At 34.5% G+C, this 21,577-nt stretch carries 23 protein-coding genes; 11 read left to right on the plus strand and 12 right to left on the minus strand.

Annotated elements, in window-relative coordinates:
• Positions 1-24 precede the first annotated feature (24 nt).
• Positions 25-861 carry a helix-turn-helix domain-containing protein gene (locus tag ACB089_RS25075; RefSeq protein ID WP_374964433.1) on the plus strand — a complete coding sequence of 279 codons (837 nt, stop codon included), beginning with the start codon at positions 25-27 and terminating at the stop codon, positions 859-861.
• A 212-nt stretch (positions 862-1,073) separates the two neighbouring features.
• On the opposite strand, the gene ACB089_RS25080 is transcribed toward ACB089_RS25075, so the two are convergent.
• Positions 1,074-1,391 (minus strand): BRCT domain-containing protein, encoded by a 318-nt coding sequence (locus ACB089_RS25080; RefSeq protein WP_374964434.1) that lies wholly within the window; start codon positions 1,389-1,391, stop codon positions 1,074-1,076.
• 282 nt (positions 1,392-1,673) lie between these two features.
• On the opposite strand from ACB089_RS25080, the gene ACB089_RS25085 reads away from it, so the two are divergent.
• The 4 genes from ACB089_RS25085 to ACB089_RS25100 all read left to right on the plus strand — a co-directional run bounded on the left by ACB089_RS25085 (position 1,674) and on the right by ACB089_RS25100 (position 3,878).
• Entirely contained in the window at positions 1,674-1,892 is a 219-nt protein-coding gene (locus ACB089_RS25085; protein ID WP_374964435.1) for a hypothetical protein, read from the plus strand.
• A 315-nt stretch (positions 1,893-2,207) separates the two neighbouring features.
• Positions 2,208-3,005 (plus strand): MBL fold metallo-hydrolase, encoded by a 798-nt coding sequence (locus ACB089_RS25090; protein WP_374964437.1) that lies wholly within the window; start codon positions 2,208-2,210, stop codon positions 3,003-3,005.
• A 39-nt stretch (positions 3,006-3,044) separates the two neighbouring features.
• A complete protein-coding gene (locus ACB089_RS25095; protein ID WP_374964438.1) occupies positions 3,045-3,410 on the plus strand; it encodes a VOC family protein in 366 nt (121 codons plus the stop codon).
• Between the two features lie 198 nt (positions 3,411-3,608).
• A complete protein-coding gene (locus ACB089_RS25100; protein ID WP_068985770.1) occupies positions 3,609-3,878 on the plus strand; it encodes a hypothetical protein in 270 nt (89 codons plus the stop codon).
• Positions 3,879-4,113: 235 nt separating this feature from the next.
• Here the strand turns inward: ACB089_RS25100 and ACB089_RS25105 are convergent, their stop codons facing one another.
• On the minus strand, positions 4,114-4,605 hold the full coding sequence (locus ACB089_RS25105) for a hypothetical protein (RefSeq protein WP_374964439.1): 492 nt from the start codon (positions 4,603-4,605) through the stop codon (positions 4,114-4,116).
• A 230-nt stretch (positions 4,606-4,835) separates the two neighbouring features.
• Here ACB089_RS25105 and ACB089_RS25110 point away from each other — a divergent pair, with 230 nt between their 5' ends.
• Positions 4,836-4,988, plus strand: a complete 153-nt coding sequence (locus ACB089_RS25110) for a hypothetical protein (RefSeq protein ID WP_368637244.1) — start codon at positions 4,836-4,838, stop codon at positions 4,986-4,988.
• Positions 4,989-5,145: 157 nt separating this feature from the next.
• Positions 5,146-5,739 carry a hypothetical protein gene (locus ACB089_RS25115; protein WP_374964441.1) on the plus strand — a complete coding sequence of 198 codons (594 nt, stop codon included), beginning with the start codon at positions 5,146-5,148 and terminating at the stop codon, positions 5,737-5,739.
• 323 nt (positions 5,740-6,062) lie between these two features.
• Here the strand turns inward: ACB089_RS25115 and ACB089_RS25120 are convergent, their stop codons facing one another.
• Positions 6,063-7,187 carry an IS4 family transposase gene (locus tag ACB089_RS25120; RefSeq protein WP_374964443.1) on the minus strand — a complete coding sequence of 375 codons (1,125 nt, stop codon included), beginning with the start codon at positions 7,185-7,187 and terminating at the stop codon, positions 6,063-6,065.
• A 181-nt stretch (positions 7,188-7,368) separates the two neighbouring features.
• Between ACB089_RS25120 and ACB089_RS25125 the strand changes: the two genes are divergently transcribed.
• The 3 genes from ACB089_RS25125 to ACB089_RS25135 all read left to right on the plus strand — a co-directional run bounded on the left by ACB089_RS25125 (position 7,369) and on the right by ACB089_RS25135 (position 11,464).
• Entirely contained in the window at positions 7,369-8,136 is a 768-nt protein-coding gene (locus ACB089_RS25125; protein WP_374964445.1) for a nucleotidyltransferase domain-containing protein, read from the plus strand.
• Positions 8,137-8,605: 469 nt separating this feature from the next.
• Positions 8,606-10,087 carry a malate:quinone oxidoreductase gene (locus ACB089_RS25130; RefSeq protein ID WP_374964446.1) on the plus strand — a complete coding sequence of 494 codons (1,482 nt, stop codon included), beginning with the start codon at positions 8,606-8,608 and terminating at the stop codon, positions 10,085-10,087.
• Between the two features lie 297 nt (positions 10,088-10,384).
• Positions 10,385-11,464 (plus strand): ankyrin repeat domain-containing protein, encoded by a 1,080-nt coding sequence (locus tag ACB089_RS25135; protein WP_374964447.1) that lies wholly within the window; start codon positions 10,385-10,387, stop codon positions 11,462-11,464.
• 158 nt (positions 11,465-11,622) lie between these two features.
• Here ACB089_RS25135 and ACB089_RS25140 read toward each other — a convergent pair whose 3' ends face one another.
• The 8 genes from ACB089_RS25140 to ACB089_RS25175 all read right to left on the minus strand — a co-directional run bounded on the left by ACB089_RS25140 (position 11,623) and on the right by ACB089_RS25175 (position 17,136).
• Positions 11,623-11,904 (minus strand): hypothetical protein, encoded by a 282-nt coding sequence (locus ACB089_RS25140; protein WP_374964449.1) that lies wholly within the window; start codon positions 11,902-11,904, stop codon positions 11,623-11,625.
• Complete coding sequence (locus ACB089_RS25145) at positions 11,901-12,560, minus strand: hypothetical protein (protein WP_374964450.1); 660 nt, start codon at positions 12,558-12,560, stop codon at positions 11,901-11,903. The genes ACB089_RS25140 and ACB089_RS25145 overlap by 4 nt, the downstream gene beginning before the upstream one ends.
• 179 nt (positions 12,561-12,739) lie before the next feature.
• A complete protein-coding gene (locus ACB089_RS25150; protein ID WP_374964452.1) occupies positions 12,740-13,153 on the minus strand; it encodes a MarR family transcriptional regulator in 414 nt (137 codons plus the stop codon).
• Positions 13,154-13,315: 162 nt separating this feature from the next.
• Positions 13,316-14,347, minus strand: a complete 1,032-nt coding sequence (locus tag ACB089_RS25155) for an alpha/beta fold hydrolase (RefSeq protein WP_374964453.1) — start codon at positions 14,345-14,347, stop codon at positions 13,316-13,318.
• 38 nt (positions 14,348-14,385) lie between these two features.
• Entirely contained in the window at positions 14,386-15,045 is a 660-nt protein-coding gene (locus ACB089_RS25160; RefSeq protein ID WP_375122123.1) for a hypothetical protein, read from the minus strand.
• A gap of 3 nt (positions 15,046-15,048) precedes the next feature.
• Positions 15,049-15,456, minus strand: a complete 408-nt coding sequence (locus tag ACB089_RS25165; protein ID WP_368637254.1) for a permease prefix domain 1-containing protein — start codon at positions 15,454-15,456, stop codon at positions 15,049-15,051.
• Positions 15,453-15,782: a PadR family transcriptional regulator gene (locus tag ACB089_RS25170; RefSeq protein WP_068985757.1), complete on the minus strand. Its 330-nt coding sequence runs from the start codon at positions 15,780-15,782 to the stop codon at positions 15,453-15,455. Before ACB089_RS25170 ends, ACB089_RS25165 begins: the two co-directional genes overlap by 4 nt.
• Before the next feature lie 163 nt (positions 15,783-15,945).
• Positions 15,946-17,136, minus strand: a complete 1,191-nt coding sequence (locus ACB089_RS25175) for a M14 family metallopeptidase (protein WP_374964456.1) — start codon at positions 17,134-17,136, stop codon at positions 15,946-15,948.
• A 243-nt stretch (positions 17,137-17,379) separates the two neighbouring features.
• Between ACB089_RS25175 and ACB089_RS25180 the strand changes: the two genes are divergently transcribed.
• Positions 17,380-20,106, plus strand: coding sequence for a response regulator (locus tag ACB089_RS25180; RefSeq protein ID WP_374964458.1), 2,727 nt, complete (start codon positions 17,380-17,382; stop codon positions 20,104-20,106).
• A gap of 171 nt (positions 20,107-20,277) precedes the next feature.
• On the opposite strand, the gene ACB089_RS25185 is transcribed toward ACB089_RS25180, so the two are convergent.
• On the minus strand, positions 20,278-21,423 hold the full coding sequence (locus ACB089_RS25185) for a SpoIIE family protein phosphatase (protein ID WP_374964459.1): 1,146 nt from the start codon (positions 21,421-21,423) through the stop codon (positions 20,278-20,280).
• Positions 21,424-21,577: the final 154 nt, after the last annotated feature.

Here is a 21,577-nt window from a genome sequence, read left to right on the forward strand (position 1 = left end):
TATAGAAATAAGGAGTTTTTAGCTATGAATATGAGCCAAATAATAGATTTTTATACTTTAGCACCTATCACTTTTGTAGATGTTATAACGAATAAGTTTCTAGCTAAAAAATCCGAAAAAAAGTTGAAAACTACAAGTAATGTGTGTGGTCTTATCTTTCCGTTAATTGGCACAGCTAACTTTATCATTGGCGGGGAGAAATATGAACTCGAAAAGGGGCATATTATCCATGCTGGGCCCAATCTAGATTTGCAAGTAAATGTAACGAATAATATGGTATTTGAATATGCTGTCATCCATTTTACTTTACCTAAAGAGGAAATGACTAATTTCCCTTTATATAATAGCCATTTCACCATCAAGGTAGGGGATAATATAAAGCTAGATGGCATGCTTAATCAATTGATACAAAACTTTGTTATACCTGGTGGGCTCTCTTTCTTGCAATCGAAGGTGATATGTCTAAGTATTTTAGAAGAAATGCTTCTATCGCATAAAAGACTAATGCGCAAAGCTGAAAAAGAAAATATTTCTGCAATTATTGACTATATTCAACAAAACTATAATAAACAATTGACGGCCATTGATGTTGCAAATTATTTCAATATTGAGCGTAGAAAATTAACGTATTTATTTGAAAAGCAAATGGGCATGACACCGAATGAATACCTTACGAATTTACGAATTCAAAAATCCGGATTACTATTAAGAACCTCAAATTTATCCATTGCCGAAATCGCTGAACGGGTGGGCTATTCAGATTATTTTTACTTTAGTCGAATGTTTAAAAAAATGACAAGCTTCTCCCCTTCCGATTTTCGAAAGCATATGAAAGATGAAAATAATGATGCATCGTATTAAATTCCTTCAGTTGAAGTAAGGTTTTGCAAAAACTGAATATGTGAAAAGGTATGTAAACAGAGTTGTTTTGCATACCTTTTTTAACTTCTCTCAGAGGGTGTTCAAACATCCGTTGAAAGAAGTTAAAGCCTCCGGACGCAATTATACCGAGGCATAATTGATTGAAATGAGTTCTAGAAAGGTGTTCAAATGTGAGGAAGCGGATCCTCCTTTTACATAGAAATGAGCCAAATAAAATCATCCTCAGGAATAATTTGAATGTCCTGGCCAAGGCTAATCAACTGTTCAGCTTTCGATTGTTTCGTACTTATACCACGACGTTTCTTTCCAAGAATAATGAAATCTGTCTCCTGTGTAACAGCTCCTTGCATAATCCCTCCACAAGCTCGTACTTTTTTCGCAGCTTCTGAACGTGTCATCGTGGAAAGAGCCCCTGTAAAGACGATTTTTTTAGTATAAAATGGGTGCATCAAGCATTCGGATGGGTCAGAAAGGAAGATGACTTCTGTGTTGTCTGTATTTTTGTTCATGTTGATACTCCTCGATTGAATGGAAAGATTTCTACTTAATTATAGGCGAGAATAATGGATATGACCGTATTTTTTGTACGTTAAATCAGTAAACTCTGATGTAGAAATATCCTGGAATAGTATTGAATTTTTGGAGTGCATTTTATAGAAGCGAAAATTTTAAAAACCAAGACTATCATTTTTAAAATAAAAATTCATAAGCTTGGCCAAACTTTATAGTGAAAAGTTGTAAAATAGACAATCTGTTTTATTGCTTTTCAAAAAAATCAATGGAGGATGGTTATGTCAAATATGAATGCAAATCGTAGTAATGCAAAAGACAAAGGGACGCAAAGTGTGAAACAAATAGCAGTAAACCAAAATCGTAAGAAGTTCCAGCAAGAGGAATTTAGTTCTGAATTTGAGTACGATATGACTTCAGCTCAAGTAAACAATTTTGCTGGAACACAAGAGAAAACAGACATAAAACAACCAGTAAGTGAGCGAACTGCATGGCACTAGTTTATATTTGACAGCTATTCAATACATTGAGATGAAGAACTAAGGCATAAGCCTTAGTTCTTTTATTTATTGGAACGTAAAAAATACTTATCAATAGAAAAAACCTAAGAGTATGTGAAATTTAAATTGATTTCTCATACTTTTTTTACTAAAGAAGGAATTTATCGATATTCCTCGAACTATTGAATTAAGAGGAATGAACAAATTAAAGTTCTTGTCCAACAAACTGGCAGATTAACTTTAAAATGCTACCTATTTGTATGAATAAGAATTAAATAAATATGTATTAATAATAAAGGAAAAGGAAGGTCCATAATGATTCAATTTCAAAAAAATAATATTACAGTTTTTCAAAGTGCATTATATATGACTACCTCGGCAATCATTCAAACGAATGAAGCGGTAATAATGACAGACCCTAATTGGTTACCTACTGAAATTGAAGAAATTAAGAGCTACATAAACAACATTAAAGGTGATAAACAACTATATATTATTTACACACATAGCGATTTTGACCATATTATTGGGTCTGGGGCCTTTCCAGATGCTAAGGTAATTGCATCTAAACAATTTGATGAAAATCCGAACAAAGAAGATATCATTCAAAAAATTAAACAATTTGACCAAGGATATTATTTGAATAGAAGCTATTCACCCGTATACCCAACTGTAGATATTGTTGTTTCAGAGGATGGGCATAAATTAGAATTAGATTCGATTACCATGACATTTTATCAAGCACCTGGTCATACGGACGATGGTTTATTTACAGTGATTGAGCCTGATGGTCTATTTCTTTCGGGTGATTACCTGTCAGATATTGAGTTTCCGTTCATCTTTAGCAATTATCAAGACTATGTAAATACGATCAATAAAGCTGAAAATATTTTGCTAAATCATCAAATAACGACGCACATACCTGGACACGGTTCGACAACACAGAATCAACAGGAAATTCAAAAAAGGATCGATTGTTCAAAGTATTACTTAGAGCAGCTTCTTCGTGATAACGGAGAGCTAGAAAAATATTTAAGTAGGGAGTATCCATTTTTTGAAGGAATGAAAAGCATTCATCCTGACAATAAGAAGATGGCTAATCAAGAACTTTAAGTAAGAAATGTTCTTACAACTAATGAGGAGGAAATTAACATGATTCAAAAAGTCGGACAAGTTGGAATCCCTGTTAAGAAGTTAGATAAAGCAATCCATTTTTATAAAGAAATACTTGGACTGTCACTTTTATTTAATACGGATAGCATGGCGTTCTTTGATTGTAATGGATTGCGACTCCTGTTAACCCTTCCAGAAAAAGATGAATTTACTTATGCCAGTTCAGTAATTTATTTTCAAGTAGAAAATATTAGTAAGACATACGAAGATTTAGTAAGGAAAGAAGTTACTTTTATTGATGAACCACATGTTGTAGCGAAAATGGGACAAACAGAAACATGGATGGTATTTTTTAAAGACTCAGAAGATAATACTCATGCATTAATGAGTGAGGTACAAGTTTAACTTCTTTCAGCAAATGTCTTTTGTACCGAAAGCGTAGCGACAGGTACAGAAGTCTCCCGCCTCTTTTTTTAATTTTTGTTTAAGAATGCGTTTTTTGGTTTGCGGTTATTCGCTAATCCATCCATGCATATTTTCTGGACATTTTAAAATACTATGTCTAGATAATTTATCTAATTAGCAGGAAGGGAAGAGGCATAATTGGCTAAACACTCAGATACGAGTTGGAAGAAGGATCATCCAAGCACTTTGTTCGGCAACTCTGTCCAAAAGGCAGAGCGTTTATTAAAGCATGCAAAGTCACACCCCGAGGAGATAGCAATTGAGCATGCTTTCAATCATCTAGAGCATGCTGAAAATGCTTTTATGAATGCAGTGCAATATGGTGAGCATTTGGATACAGTCCAACAAAATAAAGAATACTTAGAGCAGATCAAGCAACAGCTACATGAAATGAAAGATGAAGTGTAAGAAAAGTAAGATATAAACTTACTCAATTTTGAACTGCTCTCTGTAAGTAGACAATAGAAATAATAAAAATGCATGAAGCGGCTTGAGCCCTATAATCTAAAAGGGCTTAAGCCGCTTAATTATTTTTCATTAGGTTCACTTGTAGTCAATTATCGGTTTCTAGAGAAATGTTGCGCAGATGAGGAAACATTTCGCTTTCTTTCCTGGGAAATATTGTTGTTATTCTTTTGAATTGTTAACACCAAACGATTATTTTATACGGTGTGGTTTGTGCAGGAATGCTTCTTGTAGTAGGGCCATAGATAACAATTAGGTTTCGATTTGCTGGGCTTTTTAAAAAAGGCTGCCCGTTTTTTAGCGAGATAACAGTAGAGGGAGAGAGATTTAGTTGTAATTGGCCATCACTACTCACTAATTGGCTATTGAAAAAGTCGACTTTAACATTTTGAAAATTATTTTCCTTAACAACGACGAGTGCACGATATTGAGGTGGGTATATCAACGGTACAGGTGCATCTCCATCATAATATCCAGTAATCCGATCACGGAGAGTCACAATTTCTTGGTTTACAAAGTAAGTGGAAGGAGAGATGACAAAATTGACGATGCCGCCAGTATCATCTACTACCGTCATAAGTTTATAACAGCCTTCTCTTTCTCCATTTTGCCCAATCGAAAAATCTTCAATCTGTGTAACGACCCCACGAAATGATTTAAAATTTACCATAGCCATTCCTTTCTAAACGGTATTGGTGAGACAGAAGTATTGTTTATCCAAAGGGATTGATTTGAAATCAATTTATAATACTTTAGAACAGCATCATTTTAATTTATGTAACATTCCCAACTTGGGTGACAGAGAATGTTATGATCATCAAAAGGATTGGTTTATATCTCACATGAATCAATATATACTTAACTTGCAAACTATTACGTTATTCAGAGGAGGGGAACCTATTGAAGTGGATTTCTAAAAATAAGAAACCCCTTTTACTAGTCATCATTATTATGGTTTTCATTGCTGGTATTCTCGACATTAAATATGAAGGATTGTTCTTTCAAATATTACCTGAATCTATTCAAACCTATTTGGCTGATTTTTTTAAATAAGTGAAATGTATCGTCTAGACACAGAGTAAAGGTTAAATAAAAGGGATTGGATTTTTATCCAATTCCTTTTATTTAACCTCAATAGCTTTGAACCAAAAAAACAAAATAGTTCTTGTTATGTTGCAAATAGAAATATTGAAGGAGTTGAAGTAAGAAAATGAATAGTAAAGCGGATATTCAAGAACAGTTTTATAAAATATATAAAGGACATATTAGCATCTCAGAATTTGAAGAATGGCTTTATAAAACACAAGAAATTGAAAATATTTATAACCCTGACTTTTACTTTAACTTACTTGATTTGGATTATAGAAAAAAGCATATTAAAACTGAATTAGTGAAGATAATAGAGATGGAAATTCCACTCGGGGAGTTTGAACAGTCACGGATTATTTCTCTTTTGAAAAACATCATATTTGAAAAAGGTGATGCAGTAGAGATATTGGAGCAGTTATATGATGATTATTGCAGTGGATATTCATTTCTTCGATTTTTAGGGCTTACATATATAACAGGAATTGACGCAATACCTAAACTAAAGCAAGGAGATGAATGGGATAAAAATGAATTTAATAGTAGAAGAGAAATACTAATTGATATCAAGCCAAAGCTAATAAAAGAAGCAGGGCGTTTGTTATCATTCTTTCAAGAAGAACGACTAATAATTACTGAAGAAAATAATTATCTCGATTATCGAAGAGAAGAAGAAAAGATAGAACTTAATAGTATTAATAGGATGTTTAATGAATAAACCATTAACGGAAAAAGTGAAGGTGAGACAATGTTTGAAGTTGTAAAAAATGATTTTATCACCAAGTTCTTTCATGATAATAACGTAATTAATGCAGCTAATAATGCTGTGTTTTTTCATATTCAGAGTCATTAGTTCCAGAAGGACTACCTAAACAAATATTGAATATATTGATATTCACTAATGTCGCATGAATTTTAATTGAATTTTCTGTTTTCTGTTTCTTCCGTTTTTAAAGAAAATGAAAGATACTTAAATAGAGATAGTAAACATCCATTTTTTTACTATAACCTTTGACTGGGGCAACTGACAGTTCTAAATCCTTATGGTACCGTAGTTCCTTCGATTTCCCGAAGCCAAATACGTGCGGGCTTCCATAGTGTTGCTTTTAAGTACCTACTAATTTGTAAGTACGTCAGTGAACTGTTTGTGTAAAGCTGTGCTAGCACGTTTAAGCAGTAAACGATCATCGCAATGTACACCTGATTATGCACAGCTTGCTCGCTTTGCCCGTAGAACTTTTTAATGTTCAGATGCTGTTTCATCCACTTGAAAAACAGTTCGATTGCCCAGCGTGACTTATACAGTTTAGCGACTTCATCTGCGCTTAAATCAAAACGATTCGTAATCAGATGTAGCTCTTTACCGTTTGGATCTAGTACTTCGATACGGCGAAATACATTTTCAGCACGATTTTGCGTGTTGCCAATCAGAATCATTTCATCCGATAACACCGATGACTGTTCAGGTACTTTAAATGATTCAATCACACGTGTTACGGCGTTTTTTCGCAAGCGTGAGACAAAGAAAAGTCCGTCATCTGTCATGCGGTCAAAGCGCTCATAATCTAAGTAGCCTCGGTCAAACACGTACATGCACTCCTTGTCATCAACGAGAATTTCAAGCTGACCACGATCATGTTCTTTCGCATTCGTTAGCACCGCTTTATCAGGGTACGAACAACCTTTTTCTAGGTAAACAAGGCGCAAATGTAACTTCACACCTGATTTTGTTTTACGGAATTCAGCCCATCTATGGTTGTTTAAGTTCAATGGCAATGTACTAGAATCAATGATTTTTAGTGGTGTTGTGGTTTTTCGGCGCTGCTCAAAATGCGTTTTCTCATGAATTTGCCCGACTAAGTCTAGAAAAATTTGTTGGAAAAACTCAGTTGGCACTTGGTTTAATCGCCGACCTAACTGCGAAAAGCTGATGGACTCTAAATACGTTGCTTTTTGTAAGTCGTCTGATAACAGCGTGTCACTAATGGCACGTAGACTTTCGGTTTCATTCAGTTGCGCAAACAGTAATAATTTCAAGAATGAAGCGATGTGAAGCTTCTTTGTATAGTAATTTAATTGATGAATTTCAACTAATTTCTCCATTTGTGTAGAAGAAATAGGTGAAAACCATTGTTCAAATGAAGTTTTTCGTGTAAACTTATCCATGCTTATGTCCTTTATTTTGGATTTGGATGGTTTACTACCACCCAACCATTATAAAGGCTTTTTTTATGCACGGATAATATTGCGGAAAATTCAGTTTTTTAAAATACGTTGAATTATTTTAATGCGACGCTAGTGATTGATATTAAACAATTTTATTTTAGAAAATGGTGATGATAATTTTATGGAAGAATGGAAAATTGCACTTGAAGAGTTTTTAAAAGATTGGAAGAACAGGAATGATGTCGTAGGTGCACTGGTATGTGGGAGTTATATTACTGGGCATCCTTCAAAGCGTTCTGATATAGATGTACATATTATTTTAGCTGAGGGTGTTGATTGGCGAGAGAGAGGGAATAGAAGTATTAATGGCTTTCTTATAGAATATTTTGCTAACCCTCCAAAACAAATTCAAAAATACTTTCAAGAGGATTTTCAAAACCATAGAACAATGTCCATGGTTCAGTTTATTACAGGAAAGATTTTATTTGATAACACGGGAATAATTAGTGATTTAAGAATCGAGGCTGAAAAATGGCTAAATAAAAAATACGATGAACTAAATAAAACAGCTTTAGAAATAAAAAAGTATTCACTATGGGATTCACTAGATAATTTAAAAGACTGTTTTGAACAAGACAAAGGAGATTCCCACTTTGTCTATTATAATTCATTAGCTAATTTATTCTCGGAGTATTGTAGATTTTTAAATTTAGAAAGCATTCCTTACTATCAAATTAGATCCTACCTTGTAGATCCAATATACAGTAAGAAATATGTGAAAAAGGCTTTTCCCGATTCAATATTTAAAGAAATGTTTTTAAAAGCATTACAAGAAGCGGATGAACAAAAGATGATCGAGATTTTTGAAGAGTTAGTAAACCATATATTTAATCAGGCTGGTGGTTTTGAAATAGATGGTTGGAAAATAAAAAGTCCCATCGAAGTATAGATCTTTCAACTTGCGTTAAAATAAAAAAGAAATAATTTTAAAATAGCACTAGAAAATATTGAGAACATTCGCTATATTTTAATATGGAGTTGGGCTGGTGCAAAAACAAGACCGGTTCCATATTTTTATGTTATTATAGAGATATAATAATTAAAAAATCATCATTATTATATGAAAATGCTAGCCATTTTTAGGCCAATTATTCCATAAAGATTCAATAAATGCTGAATTTATTGATGAGGGAATAGGAGGTTTTTCTCTTGATTTATTAAGAAGAAGGCTCGAAAAATGCACATAACTCTCATATAGATAGTTGATATTTTAATCTTTAGGTAATTGTGATAAACTGCAATAAGGTAATAATTGATACAGAAAAGGTGTGCTCCAAGGTTACTCCATGGCTTACTGTAAATCTAAGCAGGAGAGCTCACATCCTTTCTGCAAATCTTAATATATAAGGAAGGTAAAAATGAGTAACAGACAAATTAAATCAGATGTTATCTTAATTGGTGCCGGAATCATGAGTGCTACTTTGGGGACAATGCTCAAAGAATTAGCGCCAGATTGGAAAATTACAGTGTTTGAGCAGCTCGATAAAGCTGGTGAAGAAAGTTCTCACGAATTAAATAATGCGGGAACTGGGCATGCGGCACTTTGTGAGCTTAACTACACTTCAGAGAAAAAAGACGGAACAATCGATATTAGCAAAGCGATTAACGTTAATGAACAGTTCCATGTTTCAAGACAATTTTGGTCTTATCTTGTGAACAACCAACTGATCAGTAATCCACAAGACTTCATTATGCCTTTACCTCATATGAGTTTAGTACAAGGGAAAGACAATGTTGAGTTTCTAAAAAAACGTCATGAAACAATGACGAAAAACCCTTTATTCCAAGGTATGGAATTTTCTGATAACCCAGAAAAACTAAAGGAATGGATTCCTCTTATTATGGAGAATCGTTCAGCAGATGAAGCTATCGCTGCGACAAAAATTGACACTGGTACAGACGTTAACTTTGGTTCATTAACACGTATGTTAATCGACCACTTAAAAACTCAAAATGTTGACATCAACTACAATCATAGTGTTCAAAGCATGAAACGTACTAGCGATGGTTCATGGGAAGTACGAGTGCACGACAAAAATGGCTGTAAAATGGAATACCATACAGCGAAGTTTGTCTTCCTTGGAGCTGGTGGAGGAAGCCTAGAATTACTACAAAAATCGGGTATTCCTGAAGGGAAACACATTGGTGGATTCCCAATCAGTGGATTATTCTTACAATGTAAAAACCAAGAAGTTACTGAACAACATCATGCGAAAGTATACGGAAAAGCTAAAGTTGGTGCTCCACCAATGTCTGTTCCGCATCTTGATACACGCTATATTGATAACAAAAAATCTTTACTATTTGGACCGTTCGCAGGTTTCTCACCTAAGTTCTTAAAAACAGGTTCAAATATGGACTTATTTGCTTCTGTAAAACCGCATAATATTACAACGTTATTAGCGGCAGGGGTTAAAGAAATGGGATTAACAAAATATTTAATCCAACAGCTTATGCTATCTAAAGAACAACGTATGGAAGAGCTACGTGAATTCATCCCGAATGCTAAGAGCGACGATTGGGATATTATTGTAGCTGGTCAACGTGTACAAGTTATTAAAGATACTCAAGCTGGTGGTAAAGGAACGCTTCAATTTGGTACGGAAGTTGTAAGTGCTTCTGATGGCTCAATTGCTGCATTACTAGGAGCTTCTCCTGGTGCTTCTACTGCTGTACACGTTATGCTTGAGGTAATCAATAAATGCTTCCCTCAAAATGTTAAAGACTGGGAACCTAAAATTAAAGAAATGATCCCATCTTACGGGAAAAAATTAGCAGAAAACCCAGAGCTTCTTAAAGAACTTAATGCTTCAACAGACGAAGCTCTTCGTTTAAAATAAAATTTTGATGTAGAAACAGTGGATGTAAGCATCATGTTTCTACGACATATAATATAGAACCTTCAATCTAATTTTGAATTGAAGGTTCTATTTTTTGTTTCCAAAAAATTGTTGTACTTACAAAATAAGTATAGTTAAAAACTATCATCCATATTAATGAATATATTAAAATAGATTATAATTAATGACAAAATCATCATGATTTAATCAAAAAAGTTGAATGGAGAGCATTAATCAAAGATGCCCCTTCAATTAAAGCCAATTTTTCATGAAACTTTAGGGAGGACCGAGAACTGGATGATTACTCTAAAAGGTATTGGGAAGTTTAATGAACTACCTGAAATTGCCATGCATATTTACAAAGGGAATATTCCAGCTTTACAGGTTGCTATTGAAGAGGGCTGGGATATTGAAGCCGACATTAAATTGAGTAAACATATCTCACTAAGTCCGTTAGATTTGGCGCTTATTTCGCAGAGATTGAATGTTGTAAAGCTATTAGTAGAGCATGATGTTAACCTGAACGTAAAAAATAATCCAGCGTTTTTGCAAGCTGTTCGTTATTGCAAGGAAGATATAATTCGCTATATTGTAGCGCGTGGAGCGAAGCTGGACATGCTTAATCAAGTCGGGTCTGGCGCCTATTCACAGGCCTACTATGGTAATAAAAAAAATATTCCACTCATTCATGAACTAGGTTTGGATGTAAAGCAACACGGTGGTCCCGTATTGCGTCAAGCTGTGTCAAACCATGACATGAAGACCATTTCATATCTACTCGATCAAGGGGTGGACATTAATTACAATAAGCAAAATATGGTTTACCCTTATGGAGCGACACCATTAACAGAGGCAACACGAATGGGAAATCTAGCTATGGTGCAATACTTAGTAGAGCGTGGAGCGGATGTTACTTTAGCAGAAAAAGATGGTGAGCGTCCATATACGATTGCAGTTGGCAATAAAAATACAGCTTTGGCCGATTATTTGAAAGCACTAGAGCCATCTGAGCTACATGATGTAGAGAACAAAAAGTATGCGCTGAAAAAATATAAGTTGAGTGATGAACTGATTAGCTTTCTTACAGGAGACAAGCTGCGCCTTGATCTAGATGCAAATGATTATGGAATTAGCTATATAGACTTTTTTACACTAACGGATACGATTGAAATGAAAGGTGGTCGTCAAAGGCTACTGCGTTTGTCAGCAAATATCGACAATTATTCAGATTTACTGATAGTATGGAATCCAAAGAAAAATGGGCAGATTGGCTGTTATGATGTGGAGCATCAGGAGTATGCTGATTTGTGTAGCTTTAAAGAATTTCTTACGAAGCCTGAAATATATTTGACCAAGTTTCTTGAAGGTGAGCTGTAGAGGGGATATCCATGTATTAGAACCCTATGGATGATTTATGCTTTTGATAAGTCTCAATAACAACATCATCGGGAGGTTCTTCATAAAAATGGACAAAAATAGAAATAGATGGAGAAGCACATCTTTTATTATTAAAAAAAAAGGTGTGCTTTTACATTTTAGTACCTAAGCTTAGAGAAGCAGAATGAAATAGAGCGTTTGACATACATTGAACAAAAGAAAAGCAGTAAAGCGACAAGAAGGGCTAGGGGAATACTGAACATGACTGGAAGATCTACCCCATACCATATGCTCATCTTTATTTGATCAAGACCAAACGTTCGCAAAATCCCAGCTAACATTGCTAATAATGCACTTAAAACCAAGCCTGCGTAGAGGACAGATAACACAAGGAGTGCTAACGAGCAAAAAAAGGCTTGAATGATTTTTACGAATGTCATTCATTTTCCCTCCGTATTATTTGTTGTACTTTAGCATTTGGAGCAACTGAATAGCTTTCTGTATAGTAAAGTGTTTTAATCTTACAATTGTTCCCTACTGTCACAACATCTCCGTCAACGATTTCTGCATCCGTATAGGAAATATGTAAATTTTTCCCTTTTATACAATTACAAATCAATTTTTTCTTTAATAATGGGAGGATAGAAATCTTATCCTTTTCTATCCATACTTCATCTGCAATAAGCTCTCCAATTTTACTTTCACCAGACAGTTTTAAATGAAAACGTTTGGCCAGTATTTCTGCTATTTTTACAATGCCAATTGAATCTACAGTTTCCGCTTCCAGTCTTTGTTCAATGGTCAATTTCCCAGAACTATTTAATTGCATTACTTGCCCATTTCGCATTTTTAAATTACCGGCGCTCTTCATTTCATTAATCTCACAAAAATCCTTTATCGTACATGATCCGGTACTATTAAAAACTTGTGCTACTACAGGGGAGTGAAAAGAGCTATGTCCATGAGCAGAGATTTTTTGTAGTCGTACTTCTTGATGCACAGCAACGGATCCACGGATATTTAATTGCTCACAGTCTGCTGCTAAGTCTTTAATATTGCCGTTAGTAAGGGTTACGGTACGTAGTTTTTGAATCAAGAATAATCACCTCATGTTAATTTAATTAATATATATTTTAATGATTAAAATATATATTAATTAAAGTATATGTTGCTTTGTTTTGTCAAGAACTAAAAATTTACCGAATATCTATCCTGAAAATATGCTTTTTATGTATTTTCTGGGCAATAAAAAAAGGATTTCAATTGTATGAAATCCTAAAAAATTTTTTTCATTAACTGATTAACTTCACTTAGTACTCTTGCCATATCTCCAAGCTTTTCCTGTGGGAATTTCAAAAATATATCTTGAACCTTAAGTGCGCCATTATTCGTTAAAACCATTTTGACTACTCGGCGATCTTCGCTTTCTCTAATTCGTTGTACTAAATCTAATTTTTCTAGTTTATCGCACATGGATGTAACTGCTCCAGGTGTTACACTAAAGAAGTCAGCAATTTCTGTTGCTTTCATTCCATCATTAATTTTTAGTTGCAGAAGGAGGATAAGCTGGTTTTGAGATAGTGATTCTCCTTCAGAGAGAAGATGGACAAACATTTTTGATGTTTGCTGTATTTCAAGCATCTCTCTCATAATGATTTCCACGTTACGTAATTGATTGTTTTCTGACATATAATCTCACCTGTTAAAATATTTAATAATTAAATTATATAGCAAATATATAATAGGGGCTACTACTGAGATGTCGGGAAGCGGCTCGACGCTCGCCCGCAGCGGAAATCAGAGCCTTCTAATTTAATTAGGGTGGATAGAAATGGTTAATCAACACACCTGTTATTTTATAAAAGTATCGCACATCCATTTATAAAATTTTTCTTTCTCTTCAAATTGTGGATAATGAGCTGATTCCTCAAAGGCAATAAATTCTTTCTTATTGGCTTCAATCATATCGAAGTAATTTTTCGCTGCATTAGATGAAGTTTGATAATCATATTTCCCCATAACAAAATAGCTTGGTAATTCAAGTTTTTTTACTATAGTGGGTAATGGTGTTTTTATTACTTCCTGAAGTAAAGCCTCTTGCGAGTAAGATACCCCATAGTTATAACGGATTACATCTAATAAGTTGTACTCACTACTAAATAACATACCAATGTTATTACCATCAGGATTTTCAATAAGTCTTGAGGCCCCACCGTATTTCGCAATATAGTTACGTGGAGTAAACGCATCACCATTTTTAATTTGTTCAGTTAACCCTTGCAAATATAAAACGTCCTCTGTATTGCCAGCATTTTGAGCTTGATGAATAACGAAGTTCAAACTATCAATCTCGCTTTCCACAATATCACCAATCTGTCCAATGCCAATGTATGCTTCATATTTTTCAGGGGCTTTGTAGGCAGCCTGTGTTGCAAGATAAGTACCATAAGAATGACCAATTAGTATGACCTTTTCTTTGCCGAGGTGTTCTGATATATAATCCGTCAAAGCTAATAGATCGTCTACCAGTAAGTCTGATGAAAGATTAGAATAGTCCTCGAAAAAATGATATGATTTTCCACTTGCTCTTTGATCGTAATTTACAACCGTAAAATTGTTTTCCAATAAGTCTTGATATTTACTGGCATACGGTATTTCTGAACATCCTGGTCCACCATGTACAAAAATAATGACCGGATTATTCTTATCTTTGCCACGTATCATTATTTCATGACCGCTACCGTTTATATTCACTTGCTCTAATGAACTTATACTGTTATCACCTTTTATATGCGAAGTCCATGTAGGGAAGAGAATTGCTATAATTAGTAATATAATAATTATTATTCCAAAATAGGTTAAAAACTTCTTTATATTTTTCATATAGCTCCTTTCCACTAAATGTGATTTGAAACAAAAATTTAGATTCTTTTGGGTAGAGTTGTTGAATTGTACATTTTTCTTTTATAAACATAAAAGTACATGCTTAGAGGCCACCATAGGACGACGAAAATTGGGTAGATAGCCCATATTACTTCAGGTGAAGAGACAACATTTACGGTAATAAAAAAGATACTGATAAGAATTGTAGAGGTAACGGAAAATGCTACAAATGTTTTTCTTTGCGCATGATACAAAGCTAAGGGCCACCATATTACTAAAAATGCTGGATAGATCGCCCAAGGATATGGATGAGACAAAATAATATTTAATAAGGAATAATAAATGATGGTAGTTGCGCAGCCTATTAGCGCAATTTTTAAGGTTTTTGCTTTTTCTTCTAAGTACATAAGAATTGGCCACCAGATGATTGGATAAACCGCATAAATAAACCATAAATAATCGGGTGAATATAAATAATTTTCAATGATAAGAAATGCGATAATCATAGCACTACAAATAAGAGAATATTGTTTATACATTTTTTTAGACATGAAATATAAAGTAATTGGCCATAGCAAAAGCAGTAAACACGGGTATATAAACCAAATTTTTTGAGGTGAGGTTGTATAATTAACGATGCCTAAAAATAGTATAGTCATCAAACTACCAGCAATCGAAAAGCTAATAAGGTTCCTCATGCTTTATTCACTCCATTTCTTACGTGACCAAACGAAGTACATAGAGAGTGGCCACCATAATATTGCGAAGATTGGATAAATCGCCCAAATTGTCTGTGGTGTATAGTAAAGATTAATAAAAATAAAAAATGCAATAATTAACCCACTGCCCCAAATAGAAAATTCTAAATTAAGTTTGGCCATATTTTTCTTTTCGGGCTCCTTAACGCCTAATTCCTTTTTCAAATCCTCCATATCTCCAAATTCTACGATAGCTTTGTTAATCGCATCCTCTTGCTCTTTCCCTTGATCCATTAAATAAAATACTTTTTCTTCAAGATTTTGAATGATTTCTTGTTTCACCATCTCTGTTTCCTTGTTGCGAGGAATATCTTTAAAAAGCTCATCAATATGGTTTTTTATTCTTTTCATTCTAAGCCCTCCATAAATAAGTCGATAATTTCTTTTACTTCCGACCACTCTTTTACTAGCTCGTTTAAATAAGCTTTACCTAAAGGGGTAATACGGTAATACTTTCTTTTGCCTCCATGTGAAACATCGCCATAGTAGGCTTCAATAACTTCCTTTTTTTCTAGACGTTGAAAAACTGCGTACAATGTTGCTTCTTTAATTTGAAAACGATTATTTGTGCGGAGACTTATTTCCTGAGAAATTTCATAACCATAACGATCTTTCTCTAAAATTAGCCTTAAAATAATGGAATCCAAGTGTCCGCGGATGATGTCACTTCGAACCATAAGTCACCTACTTATTTTTATTGCTCTATCTGTCAGAGTAATATTAGCAAACATTACTCTGCCTGTCAAAGTAATTTTTGAGCAATAAAAAAATCCCCTTTCACTTCAACGGTGAAAGGAGATTGATGATTTATTGTTAGCTATAGAAACGTCAGTATGTTTATTACATATACAATGCTGCAAGAAAGATCCCTAATACTTCTTCATAGATGTCGTCGAATTGGCTGATTGGAAGCGGATTTGTACCACTACCTAATTCAACGGTAAAGCCAGGTCGACGCCAATCTTGAATAAACCAGTCTTTATAGCCTGCATAACTGCCTGCCGAATTGATCGGCTCATAGCCACTGACTCGACTAAACTCGTTAACAAGAATTTCTGACTCGGGTGGTTCGAGATTTTCAAAGCCCCAATAAATCACTCTTCCTTGTGTATGAAATGCAAGAACTCTTGCAAAATCGCGCTTTTTTGTCAAATCAGCCATAGCAATGGTCTCTGGCTCGGACAAAGGTCGTTCTCCACCATAATCTCTTGGCCCAGGTGTTTTTGGATTGCGTGCGTTCTCTAGCTCCCATTTTGCAGGGAACTGGTCGTTCAAATCGACGCCATGTATATTTGCCTTCCAATTAGAGAAATTGGTGCTACCCTTGTTCCAACTAATAAGTTGATCTCTTAATGCTTCGTCATTAGGTGGGCCTTGTATCACTAAGTCGACACCATCGGGATTGACCATCGGAACTATGGAAAGGGTTGTTTGCTGGTAAAGTGGGAATGTAGAAAGACCTCGAATTGTGCTTTGATTGGTGAGAGCGAGTAGGTAGTCATTTAAAAAAGTTAAAATGATCGGAGTTGTAATCCATTCATTCGCATGAAAGGAGCCGTTATAATGAACACGCTTCGATCCGTTTCCGATTAGAAGCTCTGGAATCTCATGTTTTAAAACAGAATGCCCGACTGCAGAGCTTTGTAGAAATGGATAAGCAACGAGTAGTTTTTTGATTTCGTTCATCATAATGGTGGATGTATAATTTTGCTTACCATTGACGAGCCTCCATGTAATTCGTTGGGGAATGCGAATGGTTTGGCCAATTTGCAAGTGATTTGGATTAAGGGTAGGATTGACCAGCAATATGGCTACTAGTGGGAGATTTCTGCTTTGGGCTATCTGCCAAAACGTATCTCCTTGCTTTATTTGATAATTGTCCGTAACAAAACCTGGGATTCGAATGCGTTGACCAACCCTTAGAAATTGAGGATTAATATTTCGGTTGGAATCAATAATTAGTTGAAGAGGCATTTTAAACACTTCACTGAAATGCCAAAGAGAATCCCCGGGTCTTACAAAAATGTCCACAATTTTTCTCTCCTTACTATCAAATTATACCTCGGCAAAATAGTTCAATATAAAATGTATATGAAGAAAATAAGAGAATTATTAACTTTTAATGGATCATCAACCACACGTTACGGTGATGAGCGTTAAATATTTCTCGAAAAGAGATTATTGTTTCAACCTAAGAGGAAGAAACTTTGTTATTTTTTGATGTACAATTATACTGGAATTAGATTTTTATGATAGGTAAAGGTAGGAAAACAAATGTTAAAAAAATTAAAGCTAGGTATACGAACCAAAATTACGTTAGGCTATATTGTTATCATACTTTGTTTACTTGCATCAGTGATCATCTTAAATAATCAAATTACCTCTCTACAAAAAGAAAGAAATTATATTATAAAGAATAATTCAAATATACATGCTCTAACCAATCGCATTGAAAAATACATTTTAGATATGGAATCGAGCCAGAGGGGCTTTGTTATTACAGGTGAATCAAGCTATTTAGAGCCCTATTACGAAGCTGATGAAAAGTGGAGATCCGATTTTAATGAACTTTATCAGCTTTTAGAAAATAAACCAACAGAACAACAGAAGTTAAATGAGATAAAGACGACGATAGAGAATTGGATTACAACATCAGGGGAACCAGCCATTACATTTAAAAAAGAAAACAATGCAGAAGCGTTATGGGAAATCTATGAAGTAGATGTAGTTCGTAAAGAACTGGAAACCGTACGAAATCAGTTTGAATCACTCCGTTCAGCGGTGGTTGCAACTATGCAAGCCAAAGTAAATGATTTGGACAAGAGGGATAGTATTGTAACACTTACACTGCTTGGCATACTAGTATTTATTTCGGTTGTTGCGATTACCATTGCTAGTAGTATTTCTCGTTCAATCGTAAAAACGTTAACAGAGGTTACACGAACAATCCGAGAAATTGCTGCTTCCAAGAGCAGTCAAAAAGGGAGAATTCATGTTAAAACAAATGATGAAATCAATGCTCTTGCAGGTGCTACAAATGAGTTGTTGGATGCGCTTGAGAGAAGAGAATGGCTACAGTTGAATATTGCAGAAATTGTCACAAAATATCAAGGCATTTCTGCCATCACCAAATTAGCTGAAATCTTCCTTTCAGAAATAGCGCAAAAAACGCAGTCTTCTTTTGGCGCATTTTATATTCGTGAATCTATTGACAATAATATACGATTTGTAAAAAAAGCTACTTTTGCGGATGATAGCATTGGAATCGAAAGCTTTAAATTGGGACAAGGCGTAATTGGACAATGTGCTTTAGAAAAAAGAGTTTTAATAGATAACGATATTCCTGAAGACTTTCGTTTAATAAGCACTGCTTTAGGGGAAGTATCGCCAAAAGGTATTTTTATCGTCCCTATTATATTTGAGAATGACGTAATAGCTGTCGTTGAATTAGCCACAATGACTGGCTATAGTGAGCTGCAGCAAGAATTAGTGAAGCAAGTTATCGGAACGTTTGGATTAACCATTAATAGTGTTCTAGGACGTGTGGAAATTGTACGTTTATTAAATGAATCAACAACGATGGCAGAAGAATTACAGGTACAATCTGAAGAATTGCAAATGCGAACAGAAGAACTGACAATGATGAATAAACAACTGGAAGAAAGAACAAAAGAGGCCGAGTCAAAGTCGAGAGAACTAGAAAAGGCTAAAAAGGAATTAGAGGAAAGTGCGGAACAACTGTTACTAAATTCAAAGTATAAATCCGAGTTTTTAGCTAATATGTCACATGAATTGCGAACGCCACTGAATAGCATATTAATTTTATCTGAAATGTTAGCTGAAAATAGTCAAAATCATATAACAGAAGAGGAAGTTGAATTTGCAAAGGTTATCTATTCTTCTGGTGAAGATCTGCTCGGGTTAATCAATGAAATTTTAGATTTATCGAAAGTGGAGGCAGGCAAGCTGGATATTATTTTTGGTGAAGTGAATATGAGTGAGGTTCCTGTACAAATCGAGCAAACCTTCGTGCCTGTAGCAATGAAAAAAAATCTACAATTCCATATTTCGAAAGCCGAAAATGTAATGGATGTTTTCTATACGGACGAAAAAAGATTCCAGCAAATTGTGAAAAATTTATTATCAAATGCCTTTAAATTTACAGAACAGGGCTCAGTTAATTTAAATATCAAGCAGCTTGATTTAGAACAGTTAACAAATAATATGCAGGATATTAGTACGGACTGGTTAGAAATCAAAGTTTCGGATACAGGTATAGGGATTCCAAAGGACAAGCATCAGCTCATTTTTGAATCGTTCCAACAGGCTGATGGAGCAACTGTACGTAAATATGGTGGTACAGGTCTTGGATTATCCATTTGTAAAGAGTTTGCCAAATTACTCCGCGGTTGGGTTTCCTTACAAAGTGAAGAGGGACAAGGTAGTAGCTTTACGCTGACAATTCCAAGCTTACCGAATGGGCTCGAAGAGAAGAAGTGCCTTGAACCGGGGATGTATGAGGTAGCGGCTACTAATGAAATATTTGATTCAGGAGAGGTAAAAGAACAACAGCTACCAGAAATTCAGGTAGTCTCTCAGCATGAGGTAGAAGTTTTTCAAGGGAAAAATATTTTACTTGTAGACGACGATGATCGTAATATATATGCGTTAAAAACGGCACTTGAAAAACGAGGCATGAATATTTTCGTTGCAAAAGATGGCTTAGAGTGTTTAGCTATTATGCAAGCCAATCATAAAATAGATCTTATTCTTATGGATATAATGATGCCGAATATGGATGGCTATGAAACAATGTCGATTATACGAAAACAAATGAAGCTTACGGATTTACCGATTATTGCTTTAACGGCAAAGGCTATGAAAAGTGATCGGGAGAAATCATTAGAGGCTGGTGCTTCAGATTATATAAGTAAGCCATTTAATTTAGATCAATTAGTATCCGTTCTAAGAGTATGGCTAATTGCTAAAGGAAGTTTATAAGTATGAATCAATTTCAGCCTTTGGATAAGGAGACACTACGATTCGAAAATAATATTTCTAAAAATAAAGAAATCGTAGGCGATGAAAGAATTTATCAAAAGGTACATTAAGATGGGGACTGCCGTCTAAGTTTCTTTACAAGTAGTAACTTAGGCGACAGCCCTATTTTATTTAGTTTTTAGCATGTGCTTGAATCATTACTACACACATATCATCTGGTTGATTCTCTTGTTGCTCCTTAGGCAGTAAGTTGTCAATCAGGTGTTGAGAATAATCCCATTTTGTAGATAGTAGCGTTTGCAATTGCTTCTCAGCTTCTATTTCACATGGGCCCATTGCCTCTAAAACGCCATCCGTAAATAAAATAATTTGTACATCTTCATTGTATTGAATGAATTGCTTTTGAACATCGATCTCATCGAAAAAGCCGACTGCACAGCTTCCTTGATTTAATGGTACGAGTGTCTTTTCATCAACAAGAGCATAACCAGAAGGATGACCAGCGTTCACATATTCAATTGTTTTTTGTTGTGTATCAATCACTAAATAAATCGCAGTAAAATAAAAAAGATTTCCGTCTTTTCCGTTTTGTAAAAGTGTCATATAACGGTTTAACTCTTTGATAACTAATTCAGGCTCTACCAATTGTTTAACAGCCTCTCTTAGAACAGAGGAGATAAACATACAAACAAGCGCTGCAGAGATACCATGCCCCATCATATCAAGTAAAATGATGGCATATCGATGATCGTTTATTTTATGCCAATAATACATATCCCCAGCTAAATTAGAGGAAGGAAGATAGGATACGCCTATTTGAATATTATTTTCGTTTATAGGGGCACTCAAAAGGCTTCTTTGTACATGTGTTGCTAAATCTAGTTCGTATTGTATTTTATTTTCTTGTTGAGTATGCCAATCTAATTCGGCCTTCAATCGTAAAGCAACTCGAATTCTAGCAAGAAGCTCGGTTTTATTAATCGGCTTTGTAATATAATCTACGCCACCAATATCCAATGCTTCTGCGAGCATGTTTTTATCTTCTAGAGCTGTGACAAAGATAATTTGAATATCTTTTAATCGTTCATTTTGCTTAATCCGTTTGCAGGCTTCGATACCATCTACTTCAGGCATCATAATATCTAATAAAATTAAATCCACTGAATTTCCTTTTGGATTTGGTGCATCTAACTGTACATAATCAAAAAGATCATAAGCCGATGTTAGAGAAACACAGTTATCATAACCTGCATTTTTTAATATTTTTTCAATTACAAATAGATTGACCTGATTGTCATCTACAAGAAGAATAGTCATAATTATTTCCCCATATTCTGTTTGAATTCGTGCAGATTATTAAAATGTATTTAAAGAACCATTATACAAAATATTAGAGTTTTACAGTATCTTGAGACTCCTCACCAAAAGTTGTGGATGACATTTTTTAAAATATATACCCTATATATTAGTT

Origin of the sequence: Lysinibacillus sp. RS10, from assembly GCF_041956855.1 — a bacterium.
Taxonomy (GTDB): Bacteria; Bacillota; Bacilli; order Bacillales_A; family Planococcaceae; genus Lysinibacillus; species Lysinibacillus xylanilyticus_A.

Coding starts and splice junctions, on each gene's coding strand:
- ACB089_RS25115 (WP_374964441.1), top strand. CDS start 5,146: ATGAATAGTAAAGCGGATATTCAAGAACAGTTTTATAAAATATATAAA.
- ACB089_RS25080 (WP_374964434.1), bottom strand. CDS start 1,391: ATGAACAAAAATACAGACAACACAGAAGTCATCTTCCTTTCTGACCCA.
- ACB089_RS25155 (WP_374964453.1), bottom strand. CDS start 14,347: ATGAAAAATATAAAGAAGTTTTTAACCTATTTTGGAATAATAATTATT.
- ACB089_RS25130 (WP_374964446.1), top strand. CDS start 8,606: ATGAGTAACAGACAAATTAAATCAGATGTTATCTTAATTGGTGCCGGA.
- ACB089_RS25105 (WP_374964439.1), bottom strand. CDS start 4,605: ATGGTAAATTTTAAATCATTTCGTGGGGTCGTTACACAGATTGAAGAT.
- ACB089_RS25135 (WP_374964447.1), top strand. CDS start 10,385: ATGATTACTCTAAAAGGTATTGGGAAGTTTAATGAACTACCTGAAATT.
- ACB089_RS25180 (WP_374964458.1), top strand. CDS start 17,380: ATGTTAAAAAAATTAAAGCTAGGTATACGAACCAAAATTACGTTAGGC.
- ACB089_RS25170 (WP_068985757.1), bottom strand. CDS start 15,782: ATGGTTCGAAGTGACATCATCCGCGGACACTTGGATTCCATTATTTTA.
- ACB089_RS25090 (WP_374964437.1), top strand. CDS start 2,208: ATGATTCAATTTCAAAAAAATAATATTACAGTTTTTCAAAGTGCATTA.
- ACB089_RS25095 (WP_374964438.1), top strand. CDS start 3,045: ATGATTCAAAAAGTCGGACAAGTTGGAATCCCTGTTAAGAAGTTAGAT.
- ACB089_RS25185 (WP_374964459.1), bottom strand. CDS start 21,423: ATGACTATTCTTCTTGTAGATGACAATCAGGTCAATCTATTTGTAATT.
- ACB089_RS25165 (WP_368637254.1), bottom strand. CDS start 15,456: ATGAAAAGAATAAAAAACCATATTGATGAGCTTTTTAAAGATATTCCT.
- ACB089_RS25140 (WP_374964449.1), bottom strand. CDS start 11,904: ATGACATTCGTAAAAATCATTCAAGCCTTTTTTTGCTCGTTAGCACTC.
- ACB089_RS25085 (WP_374964435.1), top strand. CDS start 1,674: ATGTCAAATATGAATGCAAATCGTAGTAATGCAAAAGACAAAGGGACG.
- ACB089_RS25160 (WP_375122123.1), bottom strand. CDS start 15,045: ATGAGGAACCTTATTAGCTTTTCGATTGCTGGTAGTTTGATGACTATA.
- ACB089_RS25150 (WP_374964452.1), bottom strand. CDS start 13,153: ATGTCAGAAAACAATCAATTACGTAACGTGGAAATCATTATGAGAGAG.
- ACB089_RS25120 (WP_374964443.1), bottom strand. CDS start 7,187: ATGGATAAGTTTACACGAAAAACTTCATTTGAACAATGGTTTTCACCT.
- ACB089_RS25075 (WP_374964433.1), top strand. CDS start 25: ATGAATATGAGCCAAATAATAGATTTTTATACTTTAGCACCTATCACT.
- ACB089_RS25125 (WP_374964445.1), top strand. CDS start 7,369: ATGGAAGAATGGAAAATTGCACTTGAAGAGTTTTTAAAAGATTGGAAG.